Origin of the sequence: Acutalibacter intestini, from assembly GCF_034334985.1 — a bacterium.
GTDB lineage: Bacteria > Bacillota > Clostridia > Oscillospirales > Acutalibacteraceae > Acutalibacter > Acutalibacter intestini.
Genome location: NZ_JAWXXL010000002.1, coordinates 225,810 through 252,018 on the forward strand (window position 1 = coordinate 225,810; position 26,209 = coordinate 252,018).

Below are 26,209 nucleotides of genomic sequence, written 5' to 3' on the forward strand. Positions count from 1 at the left end.
AAAAGCAAGAGAGAAAATGCATATTTATTCATTTTATTCAAATAGCTATGCATTTCCTCCCCCAGCCCCAAGAATTTCAGGAAACTTGTTGTTTAAGAAATGCCTATATGTGGGAATACCAGCCGACTGCTCATACTCCCGCTTGATGGTGGCGTCGATCCAACTTAGCATACCCTCCGGCATTTCCTTATAGCGGCGCACCAGCAGCAGGCCTTCCTTTTCCGCCCGCAGAATGGCCTCATAAGCGTCGGGCACAAACTCGCAGCCGGAAACCGGCACCGGCTGGCTGGTGACCACCGCGCCCGGGATATCCTCCTGCTCCGCCCCGCCGGGGACCTGGTCCGCCCGGTAAATATAGCCGGAAACGCCCCTATAAGTGTCCTCCAAGGCGTTTGGATAGTATTCGTCCAGACGGAGCAGCCCCTGGTGAAAGCCGTAGCTGGCCCATTTATACCAGGGGCCGCCATGGGAAAAACCAGTCTCTTTACAGTACTTTTCCACCGCGTTGCTTAGATAGGGCAGCACGTTCTCTCGCTTTTTAGAGAGATACACGCTCGGCCGCTTATGGTTGGATATACGCGGTTCCAGTATATTTATACCTTCTACTGGGCTGGCATGGTAGAACATTAGGCCTCCTCCCCTTCCGCTATGGGATTCTGGTCAAATTCCCGCACCAGCCCGTAAAGCCGCCGGTCCACCCGGGCTTTCAGCAAAAGCCCCTGGGCCACATACTCTTCGCTTAGCACCGCGCCCTCTTCCCGCAGCTTTGCCGCCAGGCCGCTTTTGGCAAAGGGCAGCAGCAGCTCTACCTCAAAGCTCTTTTCCGGCAGATTATCCTCCACGGCTTGCAGCAGCTGGTCTACACCGTCGCCGTGCAGAGCGCTAATACGCACTGCCCCTGGCAGCCGGGGCGCGCTCTCCTTATCCTCCACCGCGTCCCATTTGTTCAGCACGGGAATCACCGGCCGCCCCGCCCCGCCCAGGCTATTTAGCAGCTCTTCGGTCACTTGCAGGTGCTCTCGGGCCTCTGGGCTGGAAGCGTCGCAAATATTCAGCAGAATATCCGCCGTGGCGGCCTGCTCCAGGGTGGATTTAAAGGCCTCCACTAAGTGGTGGGGGAGCCGCCGCACCAGGCCTACCGTGTCGATGAGCATCACCGGCTTGCCCCCCGGCAGCTTTAAAGAGCGGGCCGTGGGGTCCAAGGTAGCAAAAAGCTTGTCCTCGGCCAGCACCCCTGCCTGGGTCAGGCGGTTCATCAGGGTGCTCTTCCCCGCGTTGGTATAGCCCACCAAGGCTACCGTGACCACGCCGTTTTTCTGCCGCCGCTTTTCTATAACCCTCCGGGCCGCTTCCGACTCCGCCAGCTGTTCTTTTAGGCTGGCAATGCGCCGCCGGATATGCCGCCGGTCGGTTTCCAGCTTGGTTTCGCCAGGGCCTCTGGTGCCGATGCCGCCCCCCAGCCGGGACAGCGCCGTGCCCCGCCCGGTAAGCCTGGGCAGCATGTAGCGCAGCTGAGCCAATTCCACTTGCAGCTTGCCCTCCCGGCTTCGGGCCCGCTGGGCGAAGATGTCCAAAATCAACATCGTGCGGTCAATAACCCGCACACCGAACAACTCCTCCAGATTCCGAATCTGAGTGGGCGTCAATTCCCGGTCGAAAATGGCCAGATCCAGTTCCTCCCGCCGGATTAGCTGCGCGGCCTCCTCCGCCATGCCGGATCCCAGGCAGGTAGCGGTTTCCGGCGCGGGGCGCTTTTGGGTCAGGGTAAAGGCCGGATCGGCCCCGGCGCTCTCCGTCAGCTCGCCCAGCTCCTCCAAAGAGGTCTGTGCGTCGTATTCGCCCGTGTCCAAGGAGATCAGCAGCGCCCGCTCTGTCCCCTGCTCGTTCTCGATCAATTCTTTCATGTCATTCCTCCCTGTTCTGGTCCAGCGGCTTACGCGGATGTCTTTTTGGAAAACAAAGCGCCATCTTAAAAAAAGGCCGCCGCTACCGGCCCCGGTGCTTTTGCTTCCGCTTTTCCCGTTTCAGCTGATAGATCCGCTCCTGTTCCGCCTGGCGCTGTTCCCGACTTTCCGTCCGGGCACAGGCTTTTCGCCGCTCCCGCTGAAGCTGCAGCGCCTGCTGGGACCGGGTGCCGGCGCCGGCCTCTTGGGTTTGCTTTCGTGCCAAGCGCTGGGCTCTTTTGGGGTTGGCGGCCTCCCGGGGAGGCTTTGTCTCCACACCCGGACTAAAGCGCAGCCTGGACCAATTTTGCAGCAAAAATTCCCACACCATGGGGTCTGTGGGCTCTGGCCCAAAGGTCACTTTGCTAACATAAAGCCTGCCCCGCTCTGTGCGCTGAAAAACGCCCACCCAAAAGGGCGCTTCAAAGAACACCGCCAATTTTGCCGTCACTTCGTTCATGGAAAACCCTCCTAAAAAGTTATAAACAAAGAACGGACGACCCGGAGGGGAGGGTTACTTACCCCGCCAAAAGGCTGGCGGGACGGCCGGGCTACCTACCGGCTCTGGCGCAAATGCGCGTTGCGTTTTTATCTTTGTCCTTATAGTATAGCGCACGGAATTCTTTTTTTCAAGGAGCGGCAGCCGCGCGTTTGGACCTTTCCACTAGACTTTGTTTGAAAATAGAGAAAAAGACGGCGTTTTCGATTTTTCAAACAAGGCCTAAAACCCAACCCGCTTGCTTTTTCTTTTACGCCGTGTTACCATATCTCAAAAAAAGGAGCTGATTTTATGCCAAACCAGCATAGACCCTATCTTGTAGGCATATCCGGCGGCACTGCCAGCGGAAAATCCACCTTTGCGGACTGGCTGTCTCAGCAGCTGGCCGGCCTGCGGATCAAGCTGTTCCACATGGACCACTACTTTAAGCCCGACACCACCCGCCCCAAAGCCGCCGCCCATGTGGGCGGCAAGGTCTACTTTGACGACAATTGCCCCGAGACCATTGACCACGGCCAACTGCAAAAAGATGTGAAAGCGGCTGTCTCCTCTCAAGAATATGACGTGATTCTGGTGGAAGGGCTTTTTGCCTTATGGTATGACTGGCTCTATGAGCAGCTGGACCTAAGGCTTTTCATAGACTGTCAGGCCGACGAGCGCATCGTCCGCCGGCTCCGCCGGAACATGGCTCAGCGGGGCCTGAGCTTTGACGAGATTGCAGAGGTTTACCTGGACATGGTCCGCTACCGGCATGAACAGTATATTGAACCCACCAAGTGGCGCGCAGACCTGATTCTCAACGGCTCCACCCCCTCGGAACTCACAGGCCGGATGTTGGCTGGGTATATCCGTGCCCAGGCAGAGCAGCATGCTAAGTAGCCAGGAGTTTTGCCGCCTTTGAAATTCCTTGATTATAATACAGAATCATGGAAAGGTCAAGAGAAACCGTAAAACGGGGCGCACCACATATAATTATTTCAAAGATACTAAGATGCAGGAAAATTAGGATGTTGGAATTTATTGCAGGCTTAGGGCTTGTTTGAAAATAGAGGAAATGACGAATTTTGGGCCAGAAGGGGACAATTTCAAGGAGAAGAACCGCTGTAGTTAGCTGCGCTAACTACGGCAATCTGGCGATTGACGAGGATTTTCGACGTAGAAAGTAGCCTCTTATGGCAAAAAAGACGACGTTTTCGATTTTTCAAACAAGCCCTAGCCGTGATGACGAAAGAACCGGGGAGTCCGTGTCCATAGAGCACCCAAAAATCATGCTTGGCCGGTATGTACAGGAGCAGGGCTGGAGCCGCTACGCCGCCTATTGCGATGAGGGAGTCTCAGGTACGACTTTCGAGCGCCCCATAGCGCCCCATGTTTAAGTCAGATAATTACCACCGCTCCTATCCCCTTGCCAAAGTGCTTTCTTTCGGGTATAATGTCTCCAAAGGAGGCATATTCCCATGAATCAGGCCACACTAGACCAGCTGATGGCCCAGCTGCACCAGGAGCTAAAGGACCTAGATATCCCGGTTTCCAACAAAATAGATCCCGCCCCCCGGATAAATACTCGGGCCAAGCGCCGGCTGGGCTGCTGCATTTATAATGAAAAGGGATTTTTGATCGAGGTCTCCGCCCGGGTGCTGGAGGATCCCGCTCTGCTGCGCCAGACCCTAATTCACGAACTGCTGCACACCTGCCCTGGCTGCCGGAACCACGGCCTCCGCTGGAAAACTTACGCCCAAAAGGCCGGTGAGGCCCTGGGGTACTCCATTACCCGCACTGTACCCATAGAGGAAGAGGCCCAGCCCCTGCGCCACGAAGAAGTAAAGTATGTTCTGGTATGCAAAAGCTGCGGGACTCGTGTGGAACGGATCCGCATGTCAAAGGCTGTGCGGCGCCCCTGGCTCTACCGGTGCAGATGCGGCGGCCGGCTGGAACGTATCCGTTGACATTCTTAGAAAAATCGGGTAAAATAATGCTGGATCGTACCCATATAGGGAGTTATTCCTGTGATGCCGACTAGCTTACGCCAGCACAGGCCTTCCGTTTCACCATATCGTTTTGGTCAAGTTGGCAGACGCTCAACCCAACTTCTACGTCCGCCGATAACATCATGCCAAAGCGAATCCGTTACTTGGCCGTGTCAAGCAACCGGCTATCTTCCCTGCATATAGACTACACAGCAGATCCGCTTTTAGGGTTATTTTTATTTTTTCCACGAAAGGGGCTTCTATGAAAAAACTGATTCCCGCCTTGCTGCTGGTCCTTGCGCTGGCCGGCTGTTCTCGGCCCAACTCTCTACAGTTGGACCTATATCAGGGCTATGGAGCCCAGAAAAAGCTGCTGCACCTAAACGCCAGCACCCAGCTAAAGCGTCAGCGTATTGACGCCTTGGCCGGTATTACCCAGGATGCGAAGCCCCTGGGTAAAGACCTCTCGTTATTCGCCTACTATCCCGACTACTTGCTGGAGGTCAACCGGGAGGGCGTAGTCCAACAGGCCGTGGTGGACCTTAACGGCGACTTTGTAGACTTCCATTTTCTCGGCGAAGAGCAGCTATACCGTTCTGCCATGACTGCGGCGGACTTTAAAAAGCTGCTGCACCAGCGCACTAACTAATTTGTACAAAAACCCCCGGCAAGCTCGCTCTAGGCTGTCGGGGGTTTTTAAGGCCGCCTCTACCGGGCGGCTATTTTTCTGCCCGCAGAAAATCGATTAGCGGCGTGGCATACTCTTGGGAAAAAATATCGTGGGAATGAGTAAAGGCGTGCTGGAACGCGGCCTCTTCCGGGGCCGTTGGCCTTTTCCGGGTGACAAAGGCCCCGGCTATCTTCATCATTATGCGGTCGGAAAAAGGCATTTTTTCATAGCAGAGCCCGCTCTGCATATAGAAATGAGGCAGGTCCCGGCGCTCCTCTGGGGTAAGGTTCTGCTGCCACAGAGCGTCCACCGTCTCCTGGGCCTGGTTGGGGGTGGCCCCGGTGACGAACAGCACCAGCTTTTTGCCGGAAAAACGGGTCCGGGCCTTTTTCCAGCCATCAATACGCCCCGCATGGGCCCGGGTGCCAAACACCACTGTATCGCATCCGGCCAGCCGCTCTTCCGCATCGTCATAGGGAACCGCTTCGCAGCCTAGTTTTTGGGCGATAAGCTCCCCATAGCGTTGGGTAAAGCCTGTCTTACTTTTATATACCACAATTATCTTACTCATCGCTTTCAGCCTCCTTTTGGTTGAGCGCCTGGGCCAAAAAGGCCTGGTAGCCCTGCTCTTGCCAGGCAAAAATTTCCTGGGGCGAAATATCCGTTATTGCGCACACGGCCCCCAAGCCCACGGTGTACAAGAGCATGTTCAAGTGCAGGCGGCGGGCGCCCTCCAAAGAGAGCCCCAGTTCCTGGGCCAGCTGTTCCGCCAGGCAGGGGTCCGCCTGGGTTTGCCGCAGGTCCTCCAGGGACTGTACTCCCACCCTCCGGTGCAGGACGAAAATACGGAACAGATTTGGCTCCTCCCGAGCCAGCTGAATGTAGGCCCGGCCTGTGCTGCTAAAGGGGTTGCCAGGGTCCGCCCGGGCGGCGGCGTACTGCCGTACAAAGGCTTCGGTCATGACCTCCACCTCCCGGCGCAGCGCCTCCATGTTCTGGCAATAGCTGTAAATAGGCTGCACCGAGCACCCTAGTTTTTCAGCAATGCTCTTCACCAGCACCCGCTCCATGCCTCCTTGGCGGGCCAACTGAAAGGCGGCCTGTAGCACCTGGTCTTTTGTAATACGCTGCTTTGGCATAACTCGCTCCTTATCTTGGATTACTCCTAGGACTTGTTTGAACATAAAGGAAATGGCGAATGATTTCCCAGAAGGGGTCCATTGCAAGGAAAAAGCCGCAAGTCAATCTTCTCCGATTGGCGAGGAGGTTTGACGCGAAAAGGGGCCTCTTCTGGGCAAAAAGACGGCGTTTTCCTTGTTTCCAACAAGCCCTAAACAAAAAAGCAGGAAAAGGCCGTGGTACCGGGTCAGAACCAGGCGGCAGACAAGCCAAGACGCAAAGCTCCTTAGGGGCGTAAGTCCCAATCCAGTATTTCCCACCTTAAGTCCAAAGATTATATAAACCATTTATATAACCTTATTATATATAAGCTATAATCGTTTGTCAATAGACCTTTCTCAAAAAATGATTTATGGCAACCCCGCACAATTCTAAGTACCGTATTGGGCAGTCAGATTTTTCTTCCGAGTGTACAGATTGAGCGCCGTCCATCTCACCATTGACCAGCGAACGCTGTGCGCTATCACGGAAAATCTGCAAGCAAGACGGTACTTAGAATTGTGCGGGGTTGCCTGATATACCGTAGACCACTTCCAGGCGCCCCGCCCCAAATACCCGGAATATTTTAACAAAAAACCGTTTACCTCCATGGAAAAATGAGGTATAATATTTCTAAACTACATTCTACCAACGGGAAAAGGAATTGGCATGGTTAAGAAAATATGGAAAACCGCCTGTGCCGCCCTGTGCGGGCTGGGAATTTTATGGTTCTGCCTGCCTGCGCTTCACGGGGGCTTTGCCGAAGGATCTGTTTTTGGCATCTTTGTCTGCGGGCTGGGGTTGGGCTTGATTTTTGGCTATAAAAAGATGGTGGCCCGGGGCGGCTGGCAAAGGTACGCTGTGCGGGCCTTGGTGGTTTTCTATGCTCTTGGTCTGGGCTGGGCCGGTTTTCTTACCGGGCTTATCTTCTCTTACCAGGCTGCTGTGCCGCCCCAAGGTCTAGACGTGGTGGTGCTGGGGGCCCAAGTATACAGCGCCGAGCGCATGGGCGTTAGCCTGAGCAGCCGGGTGGACAAAGCCTATGAATATCTCTGTGCTAACCCGGAGGCGCGCTGTATTGTCACCGGGGGTCAGGGAGGCAACGAGCCCTGCCCCGAGGCCTTGACGGAAAAAAACGCCTTGGTTCGCCTGGGGGTGGACCCGGGGCGCATTTACATGGAGGACCAGTCCCGAAACACCCGGCAAAACCTGGACTTCGCCATGGAGATTGCCCAAAAAGAGGACCTGGGGCCCCAGGTGGTGGTGGTTTCTCAGGGGTTCCACCTGTACCGGGCGGTGCAGCTGGCCAAAAGCGCGGGCTTTGAGGCCTATGGTCTGGCCGCAAAGACGGACCCTGTCATTTTTCCCCAGTACTATGGCCGGGAACTTCTCTCTCTCACCAAGTGGTGGATAGAGGAACTCTTCCACTAGAGTCTGTTTTAAAATCGGAGAAATGCTGGCGCCTTTCCAGGATTTTTGACGCCGAAGCCACCATTTCTGGGCAAAACTGACCGTGTTTCGGCGTTTTCAAACAGACTCTAGGCCTTGTTTGAAAATAGAGAGGATGACAAATTTTTTCACCGGAGGAGGTCCATTACAGGGAGAATCCCGCAAGCCCCCCCCCAGCGGTTGACGAGGATTTTCCACGCGGAAAGGCCCCTCTTCTGGGCAAAAAGACGGCGTTTTCGATGTTTCATACAAGCACCTGGCGTCTCTTTAAAACCAACGGGACAACATAGGAAGCTGTACGGGCTGTTGCCAGGATTTTTCACAGGGAAGTTGGCTTGTTTATGGGCAAACGTCTCCCCAGCGAAAGACCCGTACCAGCCAACATTCTTTTATACCAAGAAGGGCCCCTCTCCCTGGGGCCGAGAAATTTTCTACTATTTGCAAGCAAACCCCAAACACAGGAGGAGAGCAAATGGGCTACTACTTGAAAAACGTTAGAATCATTGACCCCTCCCAAGGGCTGGACGCCCTGGGGGACATACTGCTCCGGGAGGGCGTCATTGTCCAAGGGTCCCCGGGGCCAGAGGACCAGGAGATAGACTGTGGGGGCCTGGTGGCCGCGCCGGGTCTGGTGGACCTGCACGTACACCTGCGGGACCCTGGCCAGACCCACAAGGAGGACCTATTTTCCGCCTGCCGAGCTGCCGCTGCCGGAGGAGTAACCAGCCTTTTAGCTATGCCAAACACCCAGCCAGCTATGGATTCTCCCCAGCTGGTGGCAGACCTGCTGGAAAGAGCGCGCTCTGCCGACTGCACCGTGTATACCGCCGCCTGCGTAACCAAAGGCCTTTTGGGCCGGGAATGCGCGGATTATGCAGCCCTAAAGGCCGCAGGAGCCATTGCCCTGAGCGATGACGGTAAGCCCGTGGCCAGCACCCGCTGTCTGTTAGAGGCTCTCTCCGCCGCCCAAGGCCTGGGCCTGACTCTGGCCGCCCACTGCGAGGACCTGGAGCTGGCCCAGGGCGCACTGATGAACCAGGGAGAAACCGCCCGGCGGCTGGGAGTGCGGGGAACGCCTCCCGCAGCGGAGGACTGCGGCGTAGCCCGAGAGATCGCCGCGGCGGCCAGCATTGGCGCACCGGTACACATCTGCCATGTAAGCACCTGGGGCTCAGCAGCGCTGATCCGCGACGCAAAGCGCCGGGGGGTAGCGGTCACTGCCGAGACCTGCCCCCACTATCTGCTGCTGACGGACCGGGCCCTGGAAAGCATGGACGCGGACTACCGCATGAACCCGCCCCTGGGCAGTGAAGCGGACCGCCAGGCCCTGCTGGAGGCCCTTTGCGACGGCACCCTGGACGCCATTTCTACAGACCATGCCCCCCACGCACCAGAAGAAAAGGCCGACTTTATCACCGCGCCCAACGGGGCTATTGGCATGGAGACCTCTCTGGCAGCGGCATGGACTGCCCTGGAGGACCGGCTGCCCCTCTCTCGAGTGGTAGAACTGATGAGCTGGAATCCCGCCAAAATTTTGGGCATTCCGGCGGGCACCCTGGCCCCTGGGGCAGTGGCGGACGTCGTTCTGTTTGATCCAGAGCGCCGATGGACCGTGAACCCGGAGAAGCTCCACGGAAAAAGCCGCAACACGCCCTTTAAGGGCATGGATCTAAAAGGCAAGGTGGTTATGACCTTCTCCCGAGGGAGGTTGGTCTACCGGGAAGAATGACGGCACAAAGCTTGCCGAAAGGACCCATGGCGGGCTTTGGAAGGGAGACCCCCCCCTCCTCTATGCCGCTATACTATATGATATTGACTACCAGAAGCAAGGGCTATGGGCAAAGGGCACTGCCCCTGATCGTCCGGCAGATCTGTGCCCAGCGCCAGTCCCGCCGGGTCTATGTCACGCTGGAAAAGGAAAACCAGCGGGCGGTGCATTTATATAAAAAATTTGGCTTCCATACTACCGGCGAGATGGACGAGGACGAGACTGTCTATGCCTTTGAGATGGAGGCCTGATTTACATTTTGAAAGGAGCAAAATAATGTATCGTTTTAACCGTAAAGATTACGAAGCCCGCATGCAGTGGTACCAGGATGCCCGGTTTGGCATGTTCATCCACTGGGGGCTTTACGCCATCCCCGCCCGGGGCGAGTGGGTGCGCAGCACCGAACAGATGCCAGAGGAGGAGTACCTGCCCTTCTTTAAGGAGTTCAACCCTGTGGACTTTGACCCCAAGCAGTGGGCCCGGGCCGCAAAGCAGGCCGGCATGAAGTACGCGGTGCTTACTGCCAAACACCACGACGGCTTCTGCCTGTTCGACAGCCACCTGACGGACTTTAAGTCTACCAACACTCCCTGGGGCCGGGACATTGTCCGGGAGTTTCTGGACGCTTTCCGGGCCGAGGGCCTGAAAGTAGGGCTATACTTCTCCCTTCTGGACTGGCACCACCCGGACTATCCCCATTACGGCGACCTGCACCATCCCATGCGGAATCATCCCGAGTGCGGCAATGAGGGCCGGAACTTTGACCGCTACCTGGACTATCTCCACGGCCAGGTGCGGGAACTGTGCACGGGCTACGGCCAGTTGGACATTCTCTGGTTCGACTTCTCCTACGGCGATGGTCCTGATGCCATGCGGGGCGAGAAGTGGCGGGGCACAGAGCTGGTGAGTATGGTACGGGAGTTGCAGCCGGGCATCATCATTGACAACCGGCTGGAGGTTAGCGGCGAAGGCTTTGGCTCCCTCTGGGAGGGCGACCCCAAGCCCTACCACGGAGACTTTGTCAGTCCCGAGCAGATTATCCCCCCCAACGGCCTGCTGGACAAACAAGGCCGGGATCTGGCCTGGGAGGCCTGCGTCACCATGAACGGCAACTGGGGCTACTGCCAGCTGGACCACTTCTACAAACCCGCCTCCATGATGATCAAGAAGCTGGTGGAGTGCGTCAGCAAAGGCGGCAACCTGCTGCTGAACGTGGGCCCCGACGCCCGAGGGAACATCCCGCCCCAGTCTCTGGAGATTTTAGCCGGCATCGGCCGCTGGATGGACAAAAACAGCGAGAGCATCTATGGCTGCAGCAAGGCCGGCATGGCCAAGCCCGATATGGGCCGCATCACCCGCAAGGGCAATACCTTGTATTATCATCTGTTTGAGAACACCATTGGCTGCATGCCCCTGATGGGACTTAGCAGGGAGCAGATCGCCTCCATCCGATGGCTGGCTACCGGAGCCGAAGTACACATCGCAAAGGGGTGGATCTACGACAACTACCCGGACGTGGTGTTCGCCGACCTGGGTCCTGACCCTGTGCTGCCCGACCCGGTGGACACTGTACTAAAAGTGGAGCTGAAAGGGGACTGACCATGTTTTCTGTTGATTTGGCCCGGTTCACCGAAGCGGGCTGGCAGCGGGTTCTGGGACTGCTGAAAGAACGCTCTCCCCAGACCGCAGGAGCCCTGGAACAGGAGCGGACCGCCGGAACCCCAGAGGAGCAGCTGCTCTTCGCCTACCTGGTTGGCACCCTGCCTATTACCGACCTAGGAGACTATCCCCCCGCCCTGCTGATGGAGCACGTACGCCACGGTTTAAAGCTGCAAGAAGAGTTCTCCTGGTGCCAGGCCCTGCCGGAGCCTATCTTTTTAAAGGACGTGCTACCCCCCCGGGTGAACACCGAAAGCCTCTCTCCCTGCCGCCCGGTATTTTATGAGCAACTGGCTCCCCGGGTGCGGGGGCTTGGCCTGCCAGAGGCAATTTTGGAAGTTAACCGCTGGTGCGCCGAAAATATGGTCTATCGCTCCACCGACCAGCGTACCGCCTCGGCCCTGGCCGTATACCGCTGCGGCTACGGGCGCTGCGGAGAGGAATCCACCTTTGCGGTAAACGCCCTGCGCAGCGTGGGCATTGGGGCCCGGCAGGTGTACGCCCCCTGGTGGTCTCATTGCGACGACAACCATGCCTGGGTAGAGGCCTTTGACGGGGAAACCTGGCGATTTTTAGGAGCCTGCGAGCCCGAGCCCCGGCTGGACATGGGGTGGTTCACCCGGGCGGCAGGGCGGGCCATGCTGGCCCACACCCGGGTCTTTGTGGGAGAGGGGAACTGGGACTTTTTGTTCCCCGGGGTCTCTCCCCTGGACCTGGACGTTCGGGAGGGCGTGGCCTATGAGAGCGTCACCGCCCGGTACGCCCCGGTGCGGCCCTTTACGGTGGAGGTCACCGGCCCTCTGGGCCAGCCCGCCGCCGGCGCCCGGGTGGAGCTGTACATTCTCAACGAGGGTGTCCTGCGCTCCATTGCCCAGCGAACCACTGGCCAAGACGGCGCCGCCCGGCTAAATCTGGGCCTGGGCAGTCTATGGGCAACCGCCGAGGACGGAGACCTGTGGGCCGAAGCCCTGGTAGACGCCACCCAGGATGACCGGGTGGAGCTGACCTTATCCGCCAAAGAAAGCGCCGCCTGGGGGGAGGACTTCTCCTTTACTCCTCCGCCAGACGGGAACCTTACGCTGCCCAGCCTGACCTTAGAGGAAAGGCGCGCTAAAGCAATGGATCTGGACCGGGCAAAAGAGCGGCGGGCCCAACGCCCCCAGGCCTCTCAGCCCCAGCCAGCAGATGAGAAGCAGCGGCAGGCCCTGCTTACCCTGACGAAAAAGGACTGGGATCAGGGTGTACGCCCTGAGGTCCTGGCGGACTGCCAAAACGCCTTTGCCCATCAGGCTGGTCTGCCCCCCCAGGTGTTTGAGGCTGGGCTTTTAAGCCCCCGGGTGGGCCTGGAACCTCTGGCTCCCTGGCGGGTACGCCTACAGGAAGCACCCGTGGACGGCGGACCTGAGGAGATTTTTTCTTGGCTGCAAGAGCATATCCTCCCCACCGGCAGCTACCAGGACCTGCCCCAAACCCCAGCCGGAGCCTGGAAGCTGAAGCTGGCCAATAACAGCGGGGTGCTCTTCTGCGCCCTGTGCCGGGCCAAAGGTATTCCGGCCCGCATAGGCCCCCATGGAGAGCCGGAGGTCTGGCAAGAAGGGCGATTCCGACTGGTGGGAACAACAAGCGCCGCCCTGACCATTGGGCCCGCAGCGGCCAGCGGCCAGCTAGGGCTGATGAAGTGGAGCTCTGGCTGGCGGCAGGTCGAGGGTGCGGCCCCTGGCGCCGAACTGGCCCTGCCTCCAGGGCGCTACCGGCTGATTACCTCTACCCGGCTGCCCACTGGGGCCCAACTGGCCCGCCGGTGGGACTTTACCCTAAGTCCCGGACAAAAGATGGATCTGGCTCCCAGCTTTCGCCAAGGCAGCGGCCAGGAGCTTTTGCAGTGCCTGCCCCTGCCGGACTTTCGTCTGGTGCAAGGAGGCCGAGAACAAGCGGGGCGGCAGGTTTTGGCCCAGGCCCCAGTAAGTCTATTATGCTGGGTAGAGCCAGGGGCCGAACCCACCGAGCACCTGTACAATGAGCTGGCCATAGGCCTGGCTGCCCTAAACGAGGCGGGTTGTCAGGTGCACATGATTGGTCCCCAGGAGCCGCCGGTTCCCAGCGGAGCCCAAGCCTGGCAAAGCCCCGGAGACGAGGCCGGGCAGCTGGCCCGCCGTCTGTATTTAGAGCCTGGCCTGCTGCCCCTGGTGGTACTGGCGGACCGGGCGGGAAACGCCCGCTTTGCCTGCGCTGGATACAACGTCGGTCTAGTGGAGCTAGCCGGCGCATGCGCTGGAATGCTCGTCGCGGAGCCGCTTGCTCCAGCTTCCTCGCCGGTGTGAGCTCTTAGCCCTGCCAGTACGCTCTTCCGGATATTCCCGCCAGCGCTTGCGGCAATGTAACGTTGCGTCCAAGTGTCGCGGGAGCCGGGCAAAACGTCTCATCCGTGTAAGAAATCAGCAGACGGGGCCGGCAGAGTCTTATCCCTTGGTCTCTGTGCGGGACCCGCAAGAAACATATGGCAATACCGCACAATTCTAAGTACCGTATTGGGCAGTCAGATTTTTCTTCAGAGTGTACAGATTAAGCGCCGTCCATCTCACCATTGACCAGCGAACGCTGTGCGCTATCACGGAAAATCTGCAAGCAAGACGGTGCTTAGAATTGTGCGGTGTTGCCATAGATAAGCCCTGTGAGAAAAATGCAGAACAAGCCCCAAAAGTCAGGCCGTATTGGAAAAAAGGTAAAGAAGGAACTCGCCCGGCGGAAAGACCTTCTCAAGTTATATTAAAGAAACGAGGTATCGTCTTATGGAAAACCAAGTGATCAACGCCCTGCTAACCCGGCGGAGCATACGGAAGTATCAGCCAAAGCAGCTGGAGCCTGAGGTCTTAGAGATGATCTTAAAGGCCGGAACTTTCGCGCCCACAGCAAAGGGGCTACAGTCCCCCACCATTGTGGCCGTGCAGGACCCCAACGACCGGGCAGCCATACAGGCCCTGAACTGCCAGGCCCGGGGCATGCAGGGGGATCCCTACTATGGCGCTCCCACCATCCTGCTGGTCTTTCGGCCCGAAAACTTTGGCACCGGCATAGAGGACGCATCCTGTGTGCTGTCCACCATGATGGTGGCCGCCCACGCCCTGGGCGCAGCCTCCTGCTGGATTCACGGAGAGTACGAGATGTTCCAGCTGCCAGAGGGCAAGGCCCTGCTGAAAAAATGGGGCCTGCCCGAAAACCTAGTGGGCGTGGGCTCTTTGGCCCTGGGCTACGCGGACGGCCCCGCCCCCGCGCCCAAGCCCAGGAAGGCAGACTATATTATCAAGATTTAATTTAGGGAGAGATCGAAATGGTTTTAAAAATGAATTTCCTATCCAAGCACTTGGGTATGCAGACCAATGTCACGGTATGCCTGCCCTCCTTCTCTTTTGCTGACATTATGGAAAAGCGGGAAAATGTGTACGTACAGGGCATGAAGTACCAGACTCTGTACCTTTTGCATGGGGGCAGCGGGGATGACTCGGACTATGTAAATTTCTCCAACATCGTCCGCTACGCCGACGACCATAAGCTGGCGGTAGTTATGCCCTGCGACTTTAACGCGGACTATACCGACGCCCCCAGGGGCCCCCGGTACCTGCGGTATATCACCGAAGAGCTGCCCACCATGATGCAGGCTGTGCTGCCTCTTTCTGACAAGCGGGAGGACAACTTTATTGGCGGGCTCTCCATGGGAGCCCACGGGGCCATGAAGATTTCCCTGCTGCATCCCGAGCGCTTCGCGGCAGTGCTGGTGATGTCCGGCGCGGCCCATAGCGCGGACAACATTGTGGAAACCCGGGACACCCGCAGGAAAAACGCTGGCCCCGACGCCATGCCCATGCCGGACATGGAGAGCTATTACGGCGACCTTAGCCAGTTCCGGGGCAGCCAGCATGACGCCTATGCCGCCGCCCAGCGGGCCGTGGACCAGGGCAAGCCCCTGCCGGAATATTTCTTTGCCTGCGGGAGCGATGACTTTGCCCTGCCCCGGTGCCGGTATGGCTATGAAGCCCTGACCCAACTGGGATTTAAGACCCATTTTCTAGAGGTGCCGGGCTACAAGCACGAATGGGACTTTTGGGACATGATTCTGCGCAAAGCGATTGCGGAGTGGCTTCCCATCCGGCATAAGGTGATTTACCCGGACGCCCCAGAAGGGACTGATCCGGCATGACGGATGTCAAAGCCCGCCGGTTTGACAAATACTGGGTGAGAGACAAAAGCTTTTACAAAAAAGTACTGTTGATCCTGGTGCCCATCGTCCTGCAATCTATCATTAACCAGGGCGTGAACATGATGGACACCATTATGGTGGGCAGGCTGGGCGAGGCCTCCATTTCCGCGTCCAGCCTGGCCAACCAGTTTTATAACATCTTCGTGTTCCTGTGCATGGGCATCAGCGCCGCGGGGCTGGTACTTTCCAGCCAGTATTTTGGCGCGAGAGATCTAAAAACCGTAAGAAAAGTTTTTGACCTGGTGCTGCAAATTGTTCTCATAGGCGGAACCGCTTTTGCGGTGGCTACCTTTCTGCTGCCCAGCCAGATTATGCGTATTTTCACCAATGAAGCGGACGTGATCGAACTGGGCGCCCAGTACCTGCGGGTTACAGCCCTGATCTACCTGCCCCACGGGATCAGCCTGGTACTCAGCAATGTGCTGCGCTCTATTGGCAACGCCAAGCTGGGGCTGTATGTGTCCATTGCCTCCTTTATCGTGAACATTGGCGCCAACTATGTATTTATTTTTGGCAAGCTGGGCGCTCCGGCCCTGGGGGTCATGGGCGCGGCAGTGGGCACTCTTATTGCCAGGGGGGTAGAGTTCCTATTCTGCGCCCTGTACCTGCTGAAATATGAAAAAGTACTGCGGTACCAGGCGCGGGGACTGCTACAGGCCCCCACCAAAGAGCTGTTTGGCGAGTTCCGCCGGTTGGGCCTGCCCGCCATTATCTCCGACTCCCTGCTGGCCCTGGCGGCCAGCGCCATCTCCATTATCCTGGGCCATATGGGCAAAGAAGTGGTCTCTGCCTATGCCATCGTCACAGTGATGGACCGCATGGCCACGGTGGCCATACAGGGCATATCCAGCGCCTCGGGGGTGGTCATTGGCCAAACCGTAGGCGAAGGGGAGTTCCAGCGGGCCCAAAAGGAAGGCTGGACGTTCCTGATTCTCTCGGTAGCTGTGGGCCTTATCGGCGGCGTACTGGTGCTGGTTTTGGGAGAGTGGTCTATCGCCCTGTATGAAATTTCCCCCTCTACGGTGGAGATCACCATACATATGATGGAAGCCAGCGCTATTGTGGTGTTCTTCCAGGCCATTCAAAGCGCCCTGTCAAAGGGTATTCTGCGTGGGGGCGGCGACACCAAGTTCCTAATGGTGGCGGATATCATCTTTCAGTGGGTGGCCTCGGTGCCCTTGGGGGCTCTGGCTGGACTGGTGCTGGGCCTTCCGCCCTTTGTGGTGCTGATTGCCCTGCGCGTGGACTTTATCATTAAATCCGTCTGGCTGGTGTTCCGGCTGAAAAGCGGGAAGTGGATTCACAAGGCCAAACGAATGGCCGGATAAGACCCCCTCGATAAAGAGAGGCCCCTAGGGCGCGAAAGAAAAGCATGGTTGTAGTTTTGAAAAGAGAGGTCCTACTTTTTTGTGGGATTTCGGTGTAGACTGTTGGAAGAGAGCCGAAAATGCGGACAGATTGTGGGGCTGGGGCCACACAATTGCTATTCCCTTACCTAAAAGCGCTCTCTGCTTCACACAACACGGAAAGAAAGGTGTATAATATGAAACTGACCCACCTACGTACCAACCACATCGTCCGGCCTCTAGGGCTCTCTATGGACCGCCCTGTGTTCTCCTGGGTGGCCGAAGAGACCCCGGATAAGGCCCAGGCCGCTGCCCAGATCGTGGTTTCCACTGGTGGCAAGACTGTGTTTGACAGCGGAAAGAGCGGCGCGCCCTCTTCCCTGGGTTTTGAGGCTCCCGTGGAGCTGCTGCCCCGCACCCGCTACGACTGGACCGTTACTGTCTGGGGCGACGGGGGCGACACGGCCAGCGCCTCCTCCTGGTTCGAGACCGCCAAACAGGACGAGCCTTGGCAGGCACAGTGGATTACCGCCAGCGGCGGGCCCTTTGCAGACCCAGAGCGCCAGCCCTTATTGGCAAAAGATTTTTCCCTAAAAGGCCAGGTGGCCAGCGCCCGGGCTTATGTGTGCGGGCTGGGCATTTACGAGCTGGAGCTCAACGGCCAAAAAGCTGGAGACGAATACCTGCTGCCTGGCTACCACTGCTATGACCATGCCCTAGAGTATCAGACCTTTGACGTTACCAGGCTGCTGAACTGCGGCGAGAACACCATTGCCCTGGCCCTGGGTCCTGGCTGGTACATGGGGGACCTGATCTTTGACCGCCGCCGCCACGTCTATGGCGACGCCATGAAGGCCATCTGCGAGCTGCGGGTCACCCTCACCGACGGCAGCGAAGTGGTGCTGGGCACAGACGGCAGCTGGAAAAGCTACCCCTCCCCCGTCACATTTAGCAATATCTACGACGGCGAGCGCCTGGACGCCCGGCTGTTTATCCCTGGCTGGTCCCGGCCAGGCTGCGCTGCCCAGAGCTTTGGGGCGGCGGTGTGCGAAGAAAGCGCTCCCCTGGTGGCCAGACGTGGGCCGAAGATTGTGAAAAAGCAAGAGTTCGCCCCAGTGGAGATCTTCCACACCAAGAAGGGCGAGACTGTGCTGGACTTTGGCCAGAACATCACTGGCTGGGTGGAGTTTAATACCAGCGCTCCCGCCGGACAGACCGTAAAACTCAGCTATGGTGAAGTGATGCAGGACGGCTGCTTCTACCGGGACAACCTGCGCACCGCCAAGGCCGAGTACCTCTATATCTCCGACGGCACTCCCCGCCAGATTCGGCCCCACTTTACCTTCTACGGCTTCCGCTTTGTAAAGGTGGAAGGCGTAGAAAACGTGCTTCCCCAGGACTTCGCCGCCTGCCACATCCGCTCGGACATAGACCCCATTGGCCGCATTGAGACCAGCAACCCCCGGGTAAACCAGCTGTTCCACAACGCCATGTGGGGGCAGTTCGATAACTTTCTGGACCTGCCCACCGACTGCCCCCAGCGGGACGAACGTTTGGGCTGGACCGGGGACGCGGCGGTGATTAGCGCAACGGCCTGCAAAAACCTCTACATGCCCGCCTTTTTCCACCACTTTGTAGAGAACGTCCGCCAAGAGCAGAAGTTCTACAGCGGCTCGGTGCCCTTCTTTGTGCCCGCGCCCAAGACCTTTGCCAAGGGCCCCCGGTTCAAGATAGACCCGGCGGACTTTATCAGCCTGGACCGGAATGATGAAGAAGCGGTACGCCGGCTCTTGGCAGAAAAATACCCGGAGCTGGCTGCTGCCGCAGACACCCAGCCCCCCGAAGCGCGGGGGAAATTTCTGCGGCAAGCCATAGAGGAAAATTTCAGCTTTGAGGCCAGCAACGGGGCGGGCTGCGCCATTTGGAGCGACGTGGCCACCATGATGCCCTGGGCTGTGTATGAAAACTACGGCGACATCCACCTGCTGCGCCAGGAATACCCGGTGATGAAAGCCTGGGTGGAGCGCATGCGCCAAGACGACCGGCTGGACGGGGACCGGGGCTTGTGGCTGCGGGGGCACCAGCTGGGGGACTGGCTGGCCCTGGACAAGCCCGACCCCAAGGATGCTGAAAACCCCTTTGGGGCCACGGATCTACAGTACACTGCCAGCTGCTTCTACTTCTACTCCACCCACCTAACGGCGAAAGCCGCCAGAGCACTGGGGCTTGAGGAGGATGCCGCCCAGTATGATGCTCTATGCGACAAAATCAAGACCGCTGTCTGCGAGGAGTATTTTAACAGAGACGGCTCCTTTAAGATTGAGGGCACCCAGACTGCCTGTGTGCTAAGCCTGTTCTTCGGCATCTACCCTTCGGGGGGACGGAATCTAGTGCTGGACCAGCTGAAAACCCGGCTGGCCGCTAAAAACAACCACCTAGACACTGGATTCTGTGGTACGCCTTTCTTGTGCCGGGCCCTTTCGGACAACGGCGCCAACGACCTGGCCTATACCCTGCTGCTGAACGACGATTTCCCCAGCTGGCTGTACGAGGTGAAGCTGGGGGCCACCACAGTGTGGGAGCGGTGGAATTCTCTGCTGCCGGACGGCACCATTAGCGGTACAGGCATGAACAGCCTAAATCACTATGCCTATGGTTCCATTGTGGACTGGATGTACCGCAACCTGTGCGGCTTTAACCCAGTAGAGGCGGCCCCCGGCTACAAACAGGCCGTTCTGCGCCCCATGCCGGACCCCCGCATTCACAGCGCAAAAATGGAAATGGACACTGCCTCCGGCCAATATAAGCTCAGCTGGCGGTACGACGGGCAGGACCTGCATTATGAGGTTACTGTGCCCTTTGACTGCACTGCTGATCTGATGCTGCCGGATGGCCGCACGGAAAAGCTAACGGCAGGCAGCTATATTTTCTAAAGGTAATACCGCAGAATTCTAAGTACCGTATTGGGCAGTCAGATTTTTCGTGAGAGGGTACAGATTGAGCGCCGTCCATCTCACCATTGACCAGCGAAAGCTGTGCTCTATCACGGAAAATCTGCAAGCAAGACGGTGCTTAAGGCGCCACCCGCGAATGGTGCGGGGTTGCCTAAAGTATAGTGGGAATCGACCGTGTATTGCCAGCTCTCGGTCCGTTGTGGGCGTGGCGTACTGATTCCCAGTGGCAAAGAGCAGTTCTTTGCTCTTATCCAGCACGTAAAGTTTTCTTTTCCCACTCAAGCGAACCGGGGAACCACTCCTGTGGGGAGCACAGTAACCGGCCAAACCTGCAAGCGGGATTAGCAAGACTGGTTCTGTGCGCAGAGACCTGCTACTGCTAAAGAAGCCTTGGACAAGACATCATATAAAAAGGACGGAGCCTGCTGTGACAGAAAAAATTATTGAATCTATTAAAAGCAAATATCACCCGCTAACTCTCATTGTCTACGGTTCCTACGCTGATGGCTCCCAGAACGCCCACAGTGACTTTGACGCCCTGGCTGTGGCCGACTGCCCCGCCTGTCACGACGTATCTTTTGTGGAGGGGGTGCAGCTGGACCTGTTTGTGTATCCGCCCTCCCATTTTCAAGGAGCGGTGGACTGTGATGAGATTTTGCAGATTTTCGACGGCCAGGTATTGGTGGACACCAACGGCCTGGGGGCAGGACTAAAAGCCCAGGTGCTGGCCTATATGGACCAGCTGCCAGTGAAAACTCCGGCAGAGGCCGCCCAGGGGGTAGAGTGGTGCCAAAAGATGCTGCTTCGTACCCGCCGGGGAGATCCCGAGGGGCTATTCCGCTGGCACTGGCTGCTGACAGAGAGCCTGTCCATCTTCTGCGACCTCATGGGCCAGCCCTACCTGGGACCCAAAAAGACTTTGCGGCGGATGCGGGAACAGCACCCTGAAGCTTTCGCCTGCTATAGCAAGGCCCTGGAAACCTTTGAGGCCAGCACATTAGAGGCATGGGTGCTTTTGCTGAAAAGTACAAAGGAGAGCACCCTCATATGAACATAGCCCGCAAAAGCCCAAGCGACCCAGAGGTTTTAGAGCTTTTCTCGGAACATGACGACTTTATGACCGACTTTTTAAGCCATGACATTCCCAGCACAGACAACTGGCAGTACGCCCGCTATAGCCAAGCGGAAGCTATTGAGGCTGTGTGGGTAGCCTACCACGATGGCCAACCCGCTGGGTGTGTGGCCTACCGGGGCAAAATGGATGGCGTTGGAGAGGTAAAGCGGCTGTTTATCCGCCCAGAGTACCGGGGACGGGGGCTTTCGAAGGAACTGCTAAACACAGTGCTGAATCACGCAGAAGGCCAGGGCTGCCGTGCCCTTTACTTGGACACCCGAATTACTCTGGAGCCCGCCGTCTCCCTTTACCGGGCCTTTGGATTTCAAATTATTTTCCAAGCGGGTACGTATATCCAGATGGAGCTGCCGCTGTAGCCGGTTTTTCACAAAAAAAGAACAGAAGCCGCAAGCAGACGCTTTGCGGCTCCTGTTCTTTTTTGCAGGTCCTTTAGTGTTCCATATGCCCGGTGGAAGACTTTACTCTTAGGCGGTTCAGGGCTCGGGCCAAAGTAGCCTGGGCCATCTGGTATTCCTGGCGGCTCTTCATTTGCAGCATGGCCTCCTTGGCCTCGTCCGCCTCCCGGCGGGCCCTGGCCTCGTCGATCTCCTCCGGCCGCTCCGCTGAGTCTACCAGTACCAGCACCTCGTTCTGCTCCACCTTCACCATTCCCGGAGAAACCGCCGCCACATGGGAACTTTCTCCTGGAACCCGGTAGCGCAGGGTGCCTGGCTGGACCGCCGCAATCATACTGCTGTGGTGGGCCAAAAAACACTGCTCTCCGTCGCTGGTAGGGATGGTCAGGCTGATGCAAGGGCCTTCGTAAAAAGTCCGGTCCGCCGCCAAAATATGCACCTGAAAGGTCTCTTCCATCAGGCCTCACCCGCTTCCATCTTCTGGGCTTTCTCCACCACGTCCCGCCAGCCGCCCACATTGTAGAAGGCCGCCTCGGGGTACTGGTCCATCTCTCCGGCCACGATTTTGCCAAAGCTCTCCAGGGTAACCTTCAGGGGCACATAGATGCCCGGAATGCCCGTGAACTTCTCGGCCACGTGGGTGGGCTGGGCCAAAAACCGCTGCAAACGCCGGGCACGGCCCACCACCAGCCGGTCCTGGTCGCTGAGTTCATCCATGCCCAAAATGGCGATGATATCTTGCAGCTCGTTATATTTCTCCAAAATTTCCTGCACGCTGCGGGCAATGCGGTAGTGCTCCTCCCCCACCACGTCGGCCTCCAGAATACGGGAAGTGGAGGCCAAGGGGTCCACAGCGGGGTAGATGCCCTGCTCGGAGATTTTCCGGCTCAGCACCGTGGTGGCATCCAAGTGGGCAAAGGTGGTGGCCGTGGCCGGGTCGGTCAGGTCGTCGGCGGGCACGTACACCGCCTGCACCGAGGTGACGGAGCCCTCTTTGGTGGAGGTGATGCGCTCTTGCAGCTCACCCATCTCGTTGGCCAGGGTGGGCTGGTAGCCTACGGCGGAGGGCATACGCCCCAGCAAAGTGGAGACCTCGCTGCCGGCCTGAACAAAACGGAAGATATTGTCAATGAACAGCAGCACGTCCTTGTGCTCCTTGTCTCGGAAATGCTCGGCCATGGTCAGGCCCGAAAGGGCCACCCGCATACGCACGCCCGGGCTCTCGTTCATCTGGCCAAACACCAGGGCGGTTTTGTCGCTGACGCCGCTCTCCCGCATCTCCCGCCACAGGTCGTTGCCCTCCCGGCTGCGCTCGCCCACGCCGGTAAAGATAGAATAACCGCCATGCTCCATGGCCACATTGTGAATCAGCTCCTGGATCAGCACGGTCTTGCCCACGCCCGCGCCGCCGAACAGGCCGATTTTGCCGCCCCGAGGGTAGGGCTCCAGGAGGTCTATGACCTTAATGCCCGTCTCCAAAATCTCCACCGCCGGGCTCTGCTCCTCAAAGGAGGGGGGCCGCCGGTAGATACTCTGCACCGGGGTGCCCTCTGGCACCGGGCCGCCGCCGTCAATGGGCTGGCCCAGCACGTTGAACATGCGGCCCAGGGTGGCTGTGCCCACCGGCACCTGGATGGTATGCCCAGGCACATCCACCGCAAGGCCCCGGGCCAGACCCTCGCTGGGAGAGAGCATAATGCACCGCACCCGGGTGGAGCTTAGGTGCTGGGCCACTTCCATTACCCGCACCGAGCCCTCTTTCTCTACGGTCAGCTCTTCCCGCAGCCGGGGCAGCAGCCCCCCCTGTATCTCTACGTCTACCACAGGGCCGGATATCTGCACGATGATTCCTTTTTCCAAATTCCTCACCTTTCTTTCTTTTGGCGCTGGGCCCTGGCCCCGGCGGAGACCTCTGTGATCTCCTGGGTAATGGCTGCCTGGCGGACCCGGTTATATTGCAGGGACAACTCCCCCATCAGGTTTTCGGCGTTCTGGTTGGCACTGTCCATGGCGGTCATGCGGGCATTCTGCTCACAGCAGAAGCTGTCGATGAGCGCCGCGTAAATAAAGCCCGAAACATAGCTGGGCATCATGCTGTTCAGCACCTCCCGTACGCTGGGAACAAACTCAAAAGGCGTGGTAACCAGCCGCTCGTTGATGGAGGTATCCTCGAAATAGGTGCGGTGAAAGGGCAGCAGCCGGGTGCACCGGGCCCGAAAAGACAGGCTGCTCTCCATATCCGTATAAATTACAAAGATCTTCTTTAGCTCCCCCTTGTCAAAGCCCTCTAAAAGCCGGGCGCTAATCTCCCGGGCCCGGGCCATGGTAGGGTTTTGGGCAGTGTAAAGGAAGCTGTGCTCAATGGGGATCTTGTGCTGGTTGAAATACCGCCGGCCATACTCCCCCACTACAAAGAGCTTGGTATCCGGGTGCTGGTCCAAAAGCTGCCGGGCCTCTCGAATGGCGTTCTGGTTATAGGCGCCTGCCAGGCCCTTATCGGCCGTAATAACCAGGCAGCCGTAGGTTCCCTCGGCCAGGGCTTCGGATCCGTTTACCGGGTAAAAGTAGTGACTGTCCACGTCGCTGGCAGTGCGGAAAATGCGCTTAATCTCCCCGCGCAGGGACTCAAAATAGGGCCTGGTGTTATCCAGCTCCTGCCGGGCCTTGCGCAGCTTGGTAGAGGCGATCAGGTACATGGCGTTGGTGATCTTCCGGGTTTCCCGCACGCTTTCGATGTGGGTTTTTATTTCCTTAGTTCCCGGCATGCTGGGCACCACGCTTTCTGGGGTGGAGGAAGTCCTCCTGATATTTCTTCGCCAGCTCTACCAGCTCCGCCCGGTCATCGGCGGAAAGCTGCCCGCTCTGGTCAATACGGTGGCAAAGGTCCGGGGCCTGGGCCTCTACATAGGTCAAAATTCCCTTTTGGAAGGCCCCAAGCCGGTCCAGGGGAACGTCCTGCATCACATGCTCCATAGCGGCCACCAGCAAAACCACCTGCCGGTGATGGGAAAGGGGCGCGTACTGGGGCTGGCGCAGCAGGCGCATCAGCCCTTGACCATAGGCCAGCTGGCGCTTGGTAGCGTCGTCCAGGTCGCTGGAGAACTGGGTGAACACCTCCATTTCCCGGTACTGGGCCAGTTCCAGGCGAATGGCCCCAGCGGCGGACTTCATGGCCTTGGTCTGGGCGTCGCCGCCCACACGGGATACGGACAATCCCACGTTAACAGCTGGGCGCTGGCCTGAGAAGAACAGGTCGCTCTCTAAGAAGATCTGGCCGTCGGTAATGGAAATGATATTGGTCGGGATATAGGCAGACACGTCTCCGGCCTGGGTCTCTACAATAGGCAGAGCGGTCATGCTGCCGCCCCCCAGCTCGTCAGACAGGTGGGCAGACCGCTCCAAAAGCCGGGAGTGCAAATAGAACACGTCCCCAGGGTAGGCCTCCCGGCCAGGAGAACGCTCCATCAGGAGGCTTAGGGCCCGGTAGGCAATGGCATGTTTTGAGAGGTCGTCATAGACAATCAGCACGTCCCGGCCTTGGTACATAAAGAACTCAGCCAGGGCACAGCCTGCGTAAGGGGCGATATATTGCAAAGCCGCCGAGGCGCCCGCTGGGGCACTGACCACAGTGGTATACTCCATGGCCCCTCGACGGCTAAGGTTCTCCACCATCTGGGCCACAGAGCTGGTTTTTTGGCCAATAGCCACATAGATGCACACCACGTTTTTGCCCTTTTGGTTTAGGATAGTGTCCAGAGCAATCGCGGTTTTACCGGTCTGGCGGTCGCCAATAATCAGCTCCCGCTGGCCCCGGCCAATCGGAAACATGGAGTCAATTGCCAAAAGGCCGGTCTCCATAGGGGTGTTTACTGGTTGGCGGTCCAGAATACCTGGAGCCGGGGCCTCGATGGGCATATGGGTCTCTGCCTCAATGAGCCCCTTGCCGTCCACTGGCAGGCCCAGGGCGTCCACCACCCGGCCCAAAAAGCCCTCCCCCACTCGCATACCCGCGGTTTTTAGGGTACGGCGGACCATACTGCCTGCCACAATTTCCTCGCTGTCGCCGAAGAGGATGCAGCTAAGCTCTCCTTGGCGCAAGTCCTGGACCATGCCCTTTACCCCAGAGGAGAACACCAGAATCTCCCCATACTGGGCGTGCTCCAGGCCACCCACCGTGGCAATTTCGCTGTCCACGGTAAGCACCTCGCCCATTTCTTCAGGCAATACAGAGAGCTGCCACTGCTCCATGGCCTCCCGCATTAGGGGCAGCAGGTCCTCTTGGCCTGGCCGGAGCTGGCGCAGGTAGTCTTGAAACTGCCGCACCCGGCCGTGGGGGGTCCAGTCGTACACGTCCGAGCCCACTTGCAGACGAAAGCCGGTTTTCAGCGCCGGGTCATACTCCCACTGCATGGGCACAGTGCGCTGGTACTTATCATTAAGAAATTTTGTAAAGCGCTGAAGCTGCTGGTCGTTGGGTTCTCTGCCGCTGCGCAGCGTCGCGGTTAAATGCCGTCTATCGGCCCTCATGCTCCGCGCCTCCCTCCGCCAGATTCAAGAACTGGTCGAAGGGGTCCGTGTCTGGGTGGAAAGCCAGTTTTTCCACCGCCTCGGCGGCAAGCCGTTTCAGCTCCCGCTGGGACTCCTTCAGGGCGCGCTCCTGGCTGTGCTCCGCCTGGGCCCGGGCCTGGGCTATGATATGCTGGGCCTGCTCCTTTGCCTGGGCCAGCTGGGCCTCGGCAGATTCCTGCACAGCCAGCTGGGCCTTTTGCCGGGCCTGGCGCACCTCTTCGTCGGCCTGGTCCAGCTTCTGCTGGTACTTGGTCTTAATCTCCTCGGCGGCTTCCAGCTTGGTGGCGGCCTGCTGCTCCAGCTCGCGGTAGTGGTCCTCCCGCTTTTGCATAAAGCTTTTTACAGGCTTGAAGAGCAGAAAGTACAGCCCGCCCACCAAAATAGCCAGGTTCATCCAGTGCAGCAGAATCTGCTGCCAATCAATATTCAGAGGCATATCTAC

At 58.2% G+C, this 26,209-nt stretch carries 25 protein-coding genes; 15 read left to right on the plus strand and 10 right to left on the minus strand.

The window, feature by feature from the left end; translation table 11 throughout:
- Positions 1–45: 45 nt before the first annotated feature.
- The 3 genes from U8U68_RS03650 to U8U68_RS03660 all read right to left on the minus strand — a co-directional run bounded on the left by U8U68_RS03650 (position 46) and on the right by U8U68_RS03660 (position 2,403).
- Positions 46–627, minus strand: coding sequence for a hypothetical protein (locus U8U68_RS03650; RefSeq protein WP_322199486.1), 582 nt, complete (start codon positions 625–627; stop codon positions 46–48).
- Entirely contained in the window at positions 627–1,904 is a 1,278-nt protein-coding gene (gene hflX, locus U8U68_RS03655; RefSeq protein WP_322199487.1) for a GTPase HflX, read from the minus strand. The genes U8U68_RS03650 and hflX overlap by 1 nt, the downstream gene beginning before the upstream one ends.
- An 82-nt stretch (positions 1,905–1,986) precedes the next feature.
- Entirely contained in the window at positions 1,987–2,403 is a 417-nt protein-coding gene (locus U8U68_RS03660; RefSeq protein ID WP_322199488.1) for a YjdF family protein, read from the minus strand.
- A 330-nt stretch (positions 2,404–2,733) separates the two neighbouring features.
- Between U8U68_RS03660 and U8U68_RS03665 the strand changes: the two genes are divergently transcribed.
- The 4 genes from U8U68_RS03665 (at position 2,734) to U8U68_RS03680 (ending at position 5,058) form a co-directional block, all read left to right on the plus strand.
- Positions 2,734–3,321 (plus strand): uridine kinase family protein, encoded by a 588-nt coding sequence (locus U8U68_RS03665; RefSeq protein ID WP_322199489.1) that lies wholly within the window; start codon positions 2,734–2,736, stop codon positions 3,319–3,321.
- Positions 3,322–3,614: 293 nt separating this feature from the next.
- Positions 3,615–3,818, plus strand: coding sequence for a recombinase family protein (locus U8U68_RS03670; RefSeq protein WP_322199490.1), 204 nt, complete (start codon positions 3,615–3,617; stop codon positions 3,816–3,818).
- An 81-nt stretch (positions 3,819–3,899) separates the two neighbouring features.
- Complete coding sequence (locus U8U68_RS03675; protein WP_322199491.1) at positions 3,900–4,388, plus strand: SprT-like domain-containing protein; 489 nt, start codon at positions 3,900–3,902, stop codon at positions 4,386–4,388.
- A gap of 283 nt (positions 4,389–4,671) precedes the next feature.
- On the plus strand, positions 4,672–5,058 hold the full coding sequence (locus U8U68_RS03680; RefSeq protein ID WP_322199492.1) for a lipoprotein: 387 nt from the start codon (positions 4,672–4,674) through the stop codon (positions 5,056–5,058).
- A gap of 70 nt (positions 5,059–5,128) precedes the next feature.
- On the opposite strand, the gene U8U68_RS03685 is transcribed toward U8U68_RS03680, so the two are convergent.
- The gene (locus U8U68_RS03685; RefSeq protein ID WP_322199493.1) at positions 5,129–5,650 is read right to left on the minus strand and encodes a flavodoxin family protein; all 522 of its coding nucleotides are present in this window, start codon (positions 5,648–5,650) and stop codon (positions 5,129–5,131) included.
- On the minus strand, positions 5,643–6,218 hold the full coding sequence (locus tag U8U68_RS03690) for a TetR/AcrR family transcriptional regulator (RefSeq protein WP_322199494.1): 576 nt from the start codon (positions 6,216–6,218) through the stop codon (positions 5,643–5,645). Before U8U68_RS03690 ends, U8U68_RS03685 begins: the two co-directional genes overlap by 8 nt.
- A 688-nt stretch (positions 6,219–6,906) precedes the next feature.
- Here U8U68_RS03690 and U8U68_RS03695 point away from each other — a divergent pair.
- The 11 genes from U8U68_RS03695 to U8U68_RS03745 all read left to right on the plus strand — a co-directional run bounded on the left by U8U68_RS03695 (position 6,907) and on the right by U8U68_RS03745 (position 21,159).
- Entirely contained in the window at positions 6,907–7,668 is a 762-nt protein-coding gene (locus U8U68_RS03695) for a YdcF family protein (RefSeq protein WP_322199495.1), read from the plus strand.
- A gap of 490 nt (positions 7,669–8,158) precedes the next feature.
- Positions 8,159–9,415, plus strand: a complete 1,257-nt coding sequence (locus U8U68_RS03700) for a dihydroorotase (protein ID WP_322199496.1) — start codon at positions 8,159–8,161, stop codon at positions 9,413–9,415.
- A 62-nt stretch (positions 9,416–9,477) separates the two neighbouring features.
- The gene (locus tag U8U68_RS03705) at positions 9,478–9,705 is read left to right on the plus strand and encodes a GNAT family N-acetyltransferase (RefSeq protein ID WP_322199497.1); all 228 of its coding nucleotides are present in this window, start codon (positions 9,478–9,480) and stop codon (positions 9,703–9,705) included.
- Positions 9,706–9,730: 25 nt separating this feature from the next.
- Positions 9,731–11,053 (plus strand): alpha-L-fucosidase, encoded by a 1,323-nt coding sequence (locus U8U68_RS03710; protein ID WP_322199498.1) that lies wholly within the window; start codon positions 9,731–9,733, stop codon positions 11,051–11,053.
- Positions 11,054–11,055: 2 nt separating this feature from the next.
- Positions 11,056–13,434, plus strand: a complete 2,379-nt coding sequence (locus U8U68_RS03715) for a transglutaminase domain-containing protein (RefSeq protein ID WP_322199499.1) — start codon at positions 11,056–11,058, stop codon at positions 13,432–13,434.
- Between the two features lie 468 nt (positions 13,435–13,902).
- On the plus strand, positions 13,903–14,424 hold the full coding sequence (locus U8U68_RS03720) for a nitroreductase family protein (RefSeq protein WP_322199500.1): 522 nt from the start codon (positions 13,903–13,905) through the stop codon (positions 14,422–14,424).
- Positions 14,425–14,441: 17 nt separating this feature from the next.
- Entirely contained in the window at positions 14,442–15,308 is an 867-nt protein-coding gene (locus tag U8U68_RS03725; protein ID WP_322199501.1) for an alpha/beta hydrolase, read from the plus strand.
- Positions 15,305–16,696 carry an MATE family efflux transporter gene (locus U8U68_RS03730; protein ID WP_322199502.1) on the plus strand — a complete coding sequence of 464 codons (1,392 nt, stop codon included), beginning with the start codon at positions 15,305–15,307 and terminating at the stop codon, positions 16,694–16,696. The genes U8U68_RS03725 and U8U68_RS03730 overlap by 4 nt, the downstream gene beginning before the upstream one ends.
- 215 nt (positions 16,697–16,911) lie before the next feature.
- A complete protein-coding gene (locus U8U68_RS03735) occupies positions 16,912–19,647 on the plus strand; it encodes an alpha-L-rhamnosidase (protein WP_322199503.1) in 2,736 nt (911 codons plus the stop codon).
- A 448-nt stretch (positions 19,648–20,095) separates the two neighbouring features.
- Positions 20,096–20,719 carry a nucleotidyltransferase domain-containing protein gene (locus U8U68_RS03740; protein ID WP_322199504.1) on the plus strand — a complete coding sequence of 208 codons (624 nt, stop codon included), beginning with the start codon at positions 20,096–20,098 and terminating at the stop codon, positions 20,717–20,719.
- The gene (locus U8U68_RS03745) at positions 20,716–21,159 is read left to right on the plus strand and encodes a GNAT family N-acetyltransferase (protein ID WP_322199505.1); all 444 of its coding nucleotides are present in this window, start codon (positions 20,716–20,718) and stop codon (positions 21,157–21,159) included. Before U8U68_RS03740 ends, U8U68_RS03745 begins: the two co-directional genes overlap by 4 nt.
- Positions 21,160–21,232: 73 nt before the next feature.
- Here U8U68_RS03745 and atpC read toward each other — a convergent pair whose 3' ends face one another.
- The 5 genes from atpC to U8U68_RS03770 are packed head-to-tail and all read right to left on the minus strand — an operon-like array spanning position 21,233 to position 26,203.
- Positions 21,233–21,655, minus strand: a complete 423-nt coding sequence (atpC, locus tag U8U68_RS03750) for an ATP synthase F1 subunit epsilon (protein ID WP_322199506.1) — start codon at positions 21,653–21,655, stop codon at positions 21,233–21,235.
- Positions 21,655–23,058: a F0F1 ATP synthase subunit beta gene (gene atpD / locus U8U68_RS03755; protein WP_322199508.1), complete on the minus strand. Its 1,404-nt coding sequence runs from the start codon at positions 23,056–23,058 to the stop codon at positions 21,655–21,657. The genes atpC and atpD overlap by 1 nt, the downstream gene beginning before the upstream one ends.
- 5 nt (positions 23,059–23,063) lie before the next feature.
- Positions 23,064–23,963, minus strand: a complete 900-nt coding sequence (atpG, locus tag U8U68_RS03760) for an ATP synthase F1 subunit gamma (protein WP_322199509.1) — start codon at positions 23,961–23,963, stop codon at positions 23,064–23,066.
- On the minus strand, positions 23,950–25,725 hold the full coding sequence (atpA, locus tag U8U68_RS03765) for a F0F1 ATP synthase subunit alpha (protein ID WP_322199510.1): 1,776 nt from the start codon (positions 25,723–25,725) through the stop codon (positions 23,950–23,952). The genes atpG and atpA overlap by 14 nt, the downstream gene beginning before the upstream one ends.
- Entirely contained in the window at positions 25,712–26,203 is a 492-nt protein-coding gene (locus tag U8U68_RS03770) for a F0F1 ATP synthase subunit B (protein ID WP_322199511.1), read from the minus strand. Before U8U68_RS03770 ends, atpA begins: the two co-directional genes overlap by 14 nt.
- Positions 26,204–26,209 lie beyond the last annotated feature (6 nt).

Excerpts from the sequence above, each read along its gene's own strand:
- U8U68_RS03650 (WP_322199486.1), bottom strand. The coding sequence starts at position 627 with ATGTTCTACCATGCCAGCCCAGTAGAAGGTATAAATATACTGGAACCG.
- hflX (WP_322199487.1), bottom strand. The coding sequence starts at position 1,904 with ATGAAAGAATTGATCGAGAACGAGCAGGGGACAGAGCGGGCGCTGCTG.
- U8U68_RS03660 (WP_322199488.1), bottom strand. The coding sequence starts at position 2,403 with ATGAACGAAGTGACGGCAAAATTGGCGGTGTTCTTTGAAGCGCCCTTT.
- U8U68_RS03665 (WP_322199489.1), top strand. The coding sequence starts at position 2,734 with ATGCCAAACCAGCATAGACCCTATCTTGTAGGCATATCCGGCGGCACT.
- U8U68_RS03670 (WP_322199490.1), top strand. The coding sequence starts at position 3,615 with ATGGCAAAAAAGACGACGTTTTCGATTTTTCAAACAAGCCCTAGCCGT.
- U8U68_RS03675 (WP_322199491.1), top strand. The coding sequence starts at position 3,900 with ATGAATCAGGCCACACTAGACCAGCTGATGGCCCAGCTGCACCAGGAG.
- U8U68_RS03680 (WP_322199492.1), top strand. The coding sequence starts at position 4,672 with ATGAAAAAACTGATTCCCGCCTTGCTGCTGGTCCTTGCGCTGGCCGGC.
- U8U68_RS03685 (WP_322199493.1), bottom strand. The coding sequence starts at position 5,650 with ATGAGTAAGATAATTGTGGTATATAAAAGTAAGACAGGCTTTACCCAA.
- U8U68_RS03690 (WP_322199494.1), bottom strand. The coding sequence starts at position 6,218 with ATGCCAAAGCAGCGTATTACAAAAGACCAGGTGCTACAGGCCGCCTTT.
- U8U68_RS03695 (WP_322199495.1), top strand. The coding sequence starts at position 6,907 with ATGGTTAAGAAAATATGGAAAACCGCCTGTGCCGCCCTGTGCGGGCTG.
- U8U68_RS03700 (WP_322199496.1), top strand. The coding sequence starts at position 8,159 with ATGGGCTACTACTTGAAAAACGTTAGAATCATTGACCCCTCCCAAGGG.
- U8U68_RS03705 (WP_322199497.1), top strand. The coding sequence starts at position 9,478 with ATGCCGCTATACTATATGATATTGACTACCAGAAGCAAGGGCTATGGG.
- U8U68_RS03710 (WP_322199498.1), top strand. The coding sequence starts at position 9,731 with ATGTATCGTTTTAACCGTAAAGATTACGAAGCCCGCATGCAGTGGTAC.
- U8U68_RS03715 (WP_322199499.1), top strand. The coding sequence starts at position 11,056 with ATGTTTTCTGTTGATTTGGCCCGGTTCACCGAAGCGGGCTGGCAGCGG.
- U8U68_RS03720 (WP_322199500.1), top strand. The coding sequence starts at position 13,903 with ATGGAAAACCAAGTGATCAACGCCCTGCTAACCCGGCGGAGCATACGG.
- U8U68_RS03725 (WP_322199501.1), top strand. The coding sequence starts at position 14,442 with ATGGTTTTAAAAATGAATTTCCTATCCAAGCACTTGGGTATGCAGACC.
- U8U68_RS03730 (WP_322199502.1), top strand. The coding sequence starts at position 15,305 with ATGACGGATGTCAAAGCCCGCCGGTTTGACAAATACTGGGTGAGAGAC.
- U8U68_RS03735 (WP_322199503.1), top strand. The coding sequence starts at position 16,912 with ATGAAACTGACCCACCTACGTACCAACCACATCGTCCGGCCTCTAGGG.
- U8U68_RS03745 (WP_322199505.1), top strand. The coding sequence starts at position 20,716 with ATGAACATAGCCCGCAAAAGCCCAAGCGACCCAGAGGTTTTAGAGCTT.
- atpC (WP_322199506.1), bottom strand. The coding sequence starts at position 21,655 with ATGGAAGAGACCTTTCAGGTGCATATTTTGGCGGCGGACCGGACTTTT.
- atpG (WP_322199509.1), bottom strand. The coding sequence starts at position 23,963 with ATGCCGGGAACTAAGGAAATAAAAACCCACATCGAAAGCGTGCGGGAA.
- atpA (WP_322199510.1), bottom strand. The coding sequence starts at position 25,725 with ATGAGGGCCGATAGACGGCATTTAACCGCGACGCTGCGCAGCGGCAGA.
- U8U68_RS03770 (WP_322199511.1), bottom strand. The coding sequence starts at position 26,203 with ATGCCTCTGAATATTGATTGGCAGCAGATTCTGCTGCACTGGATGAAC.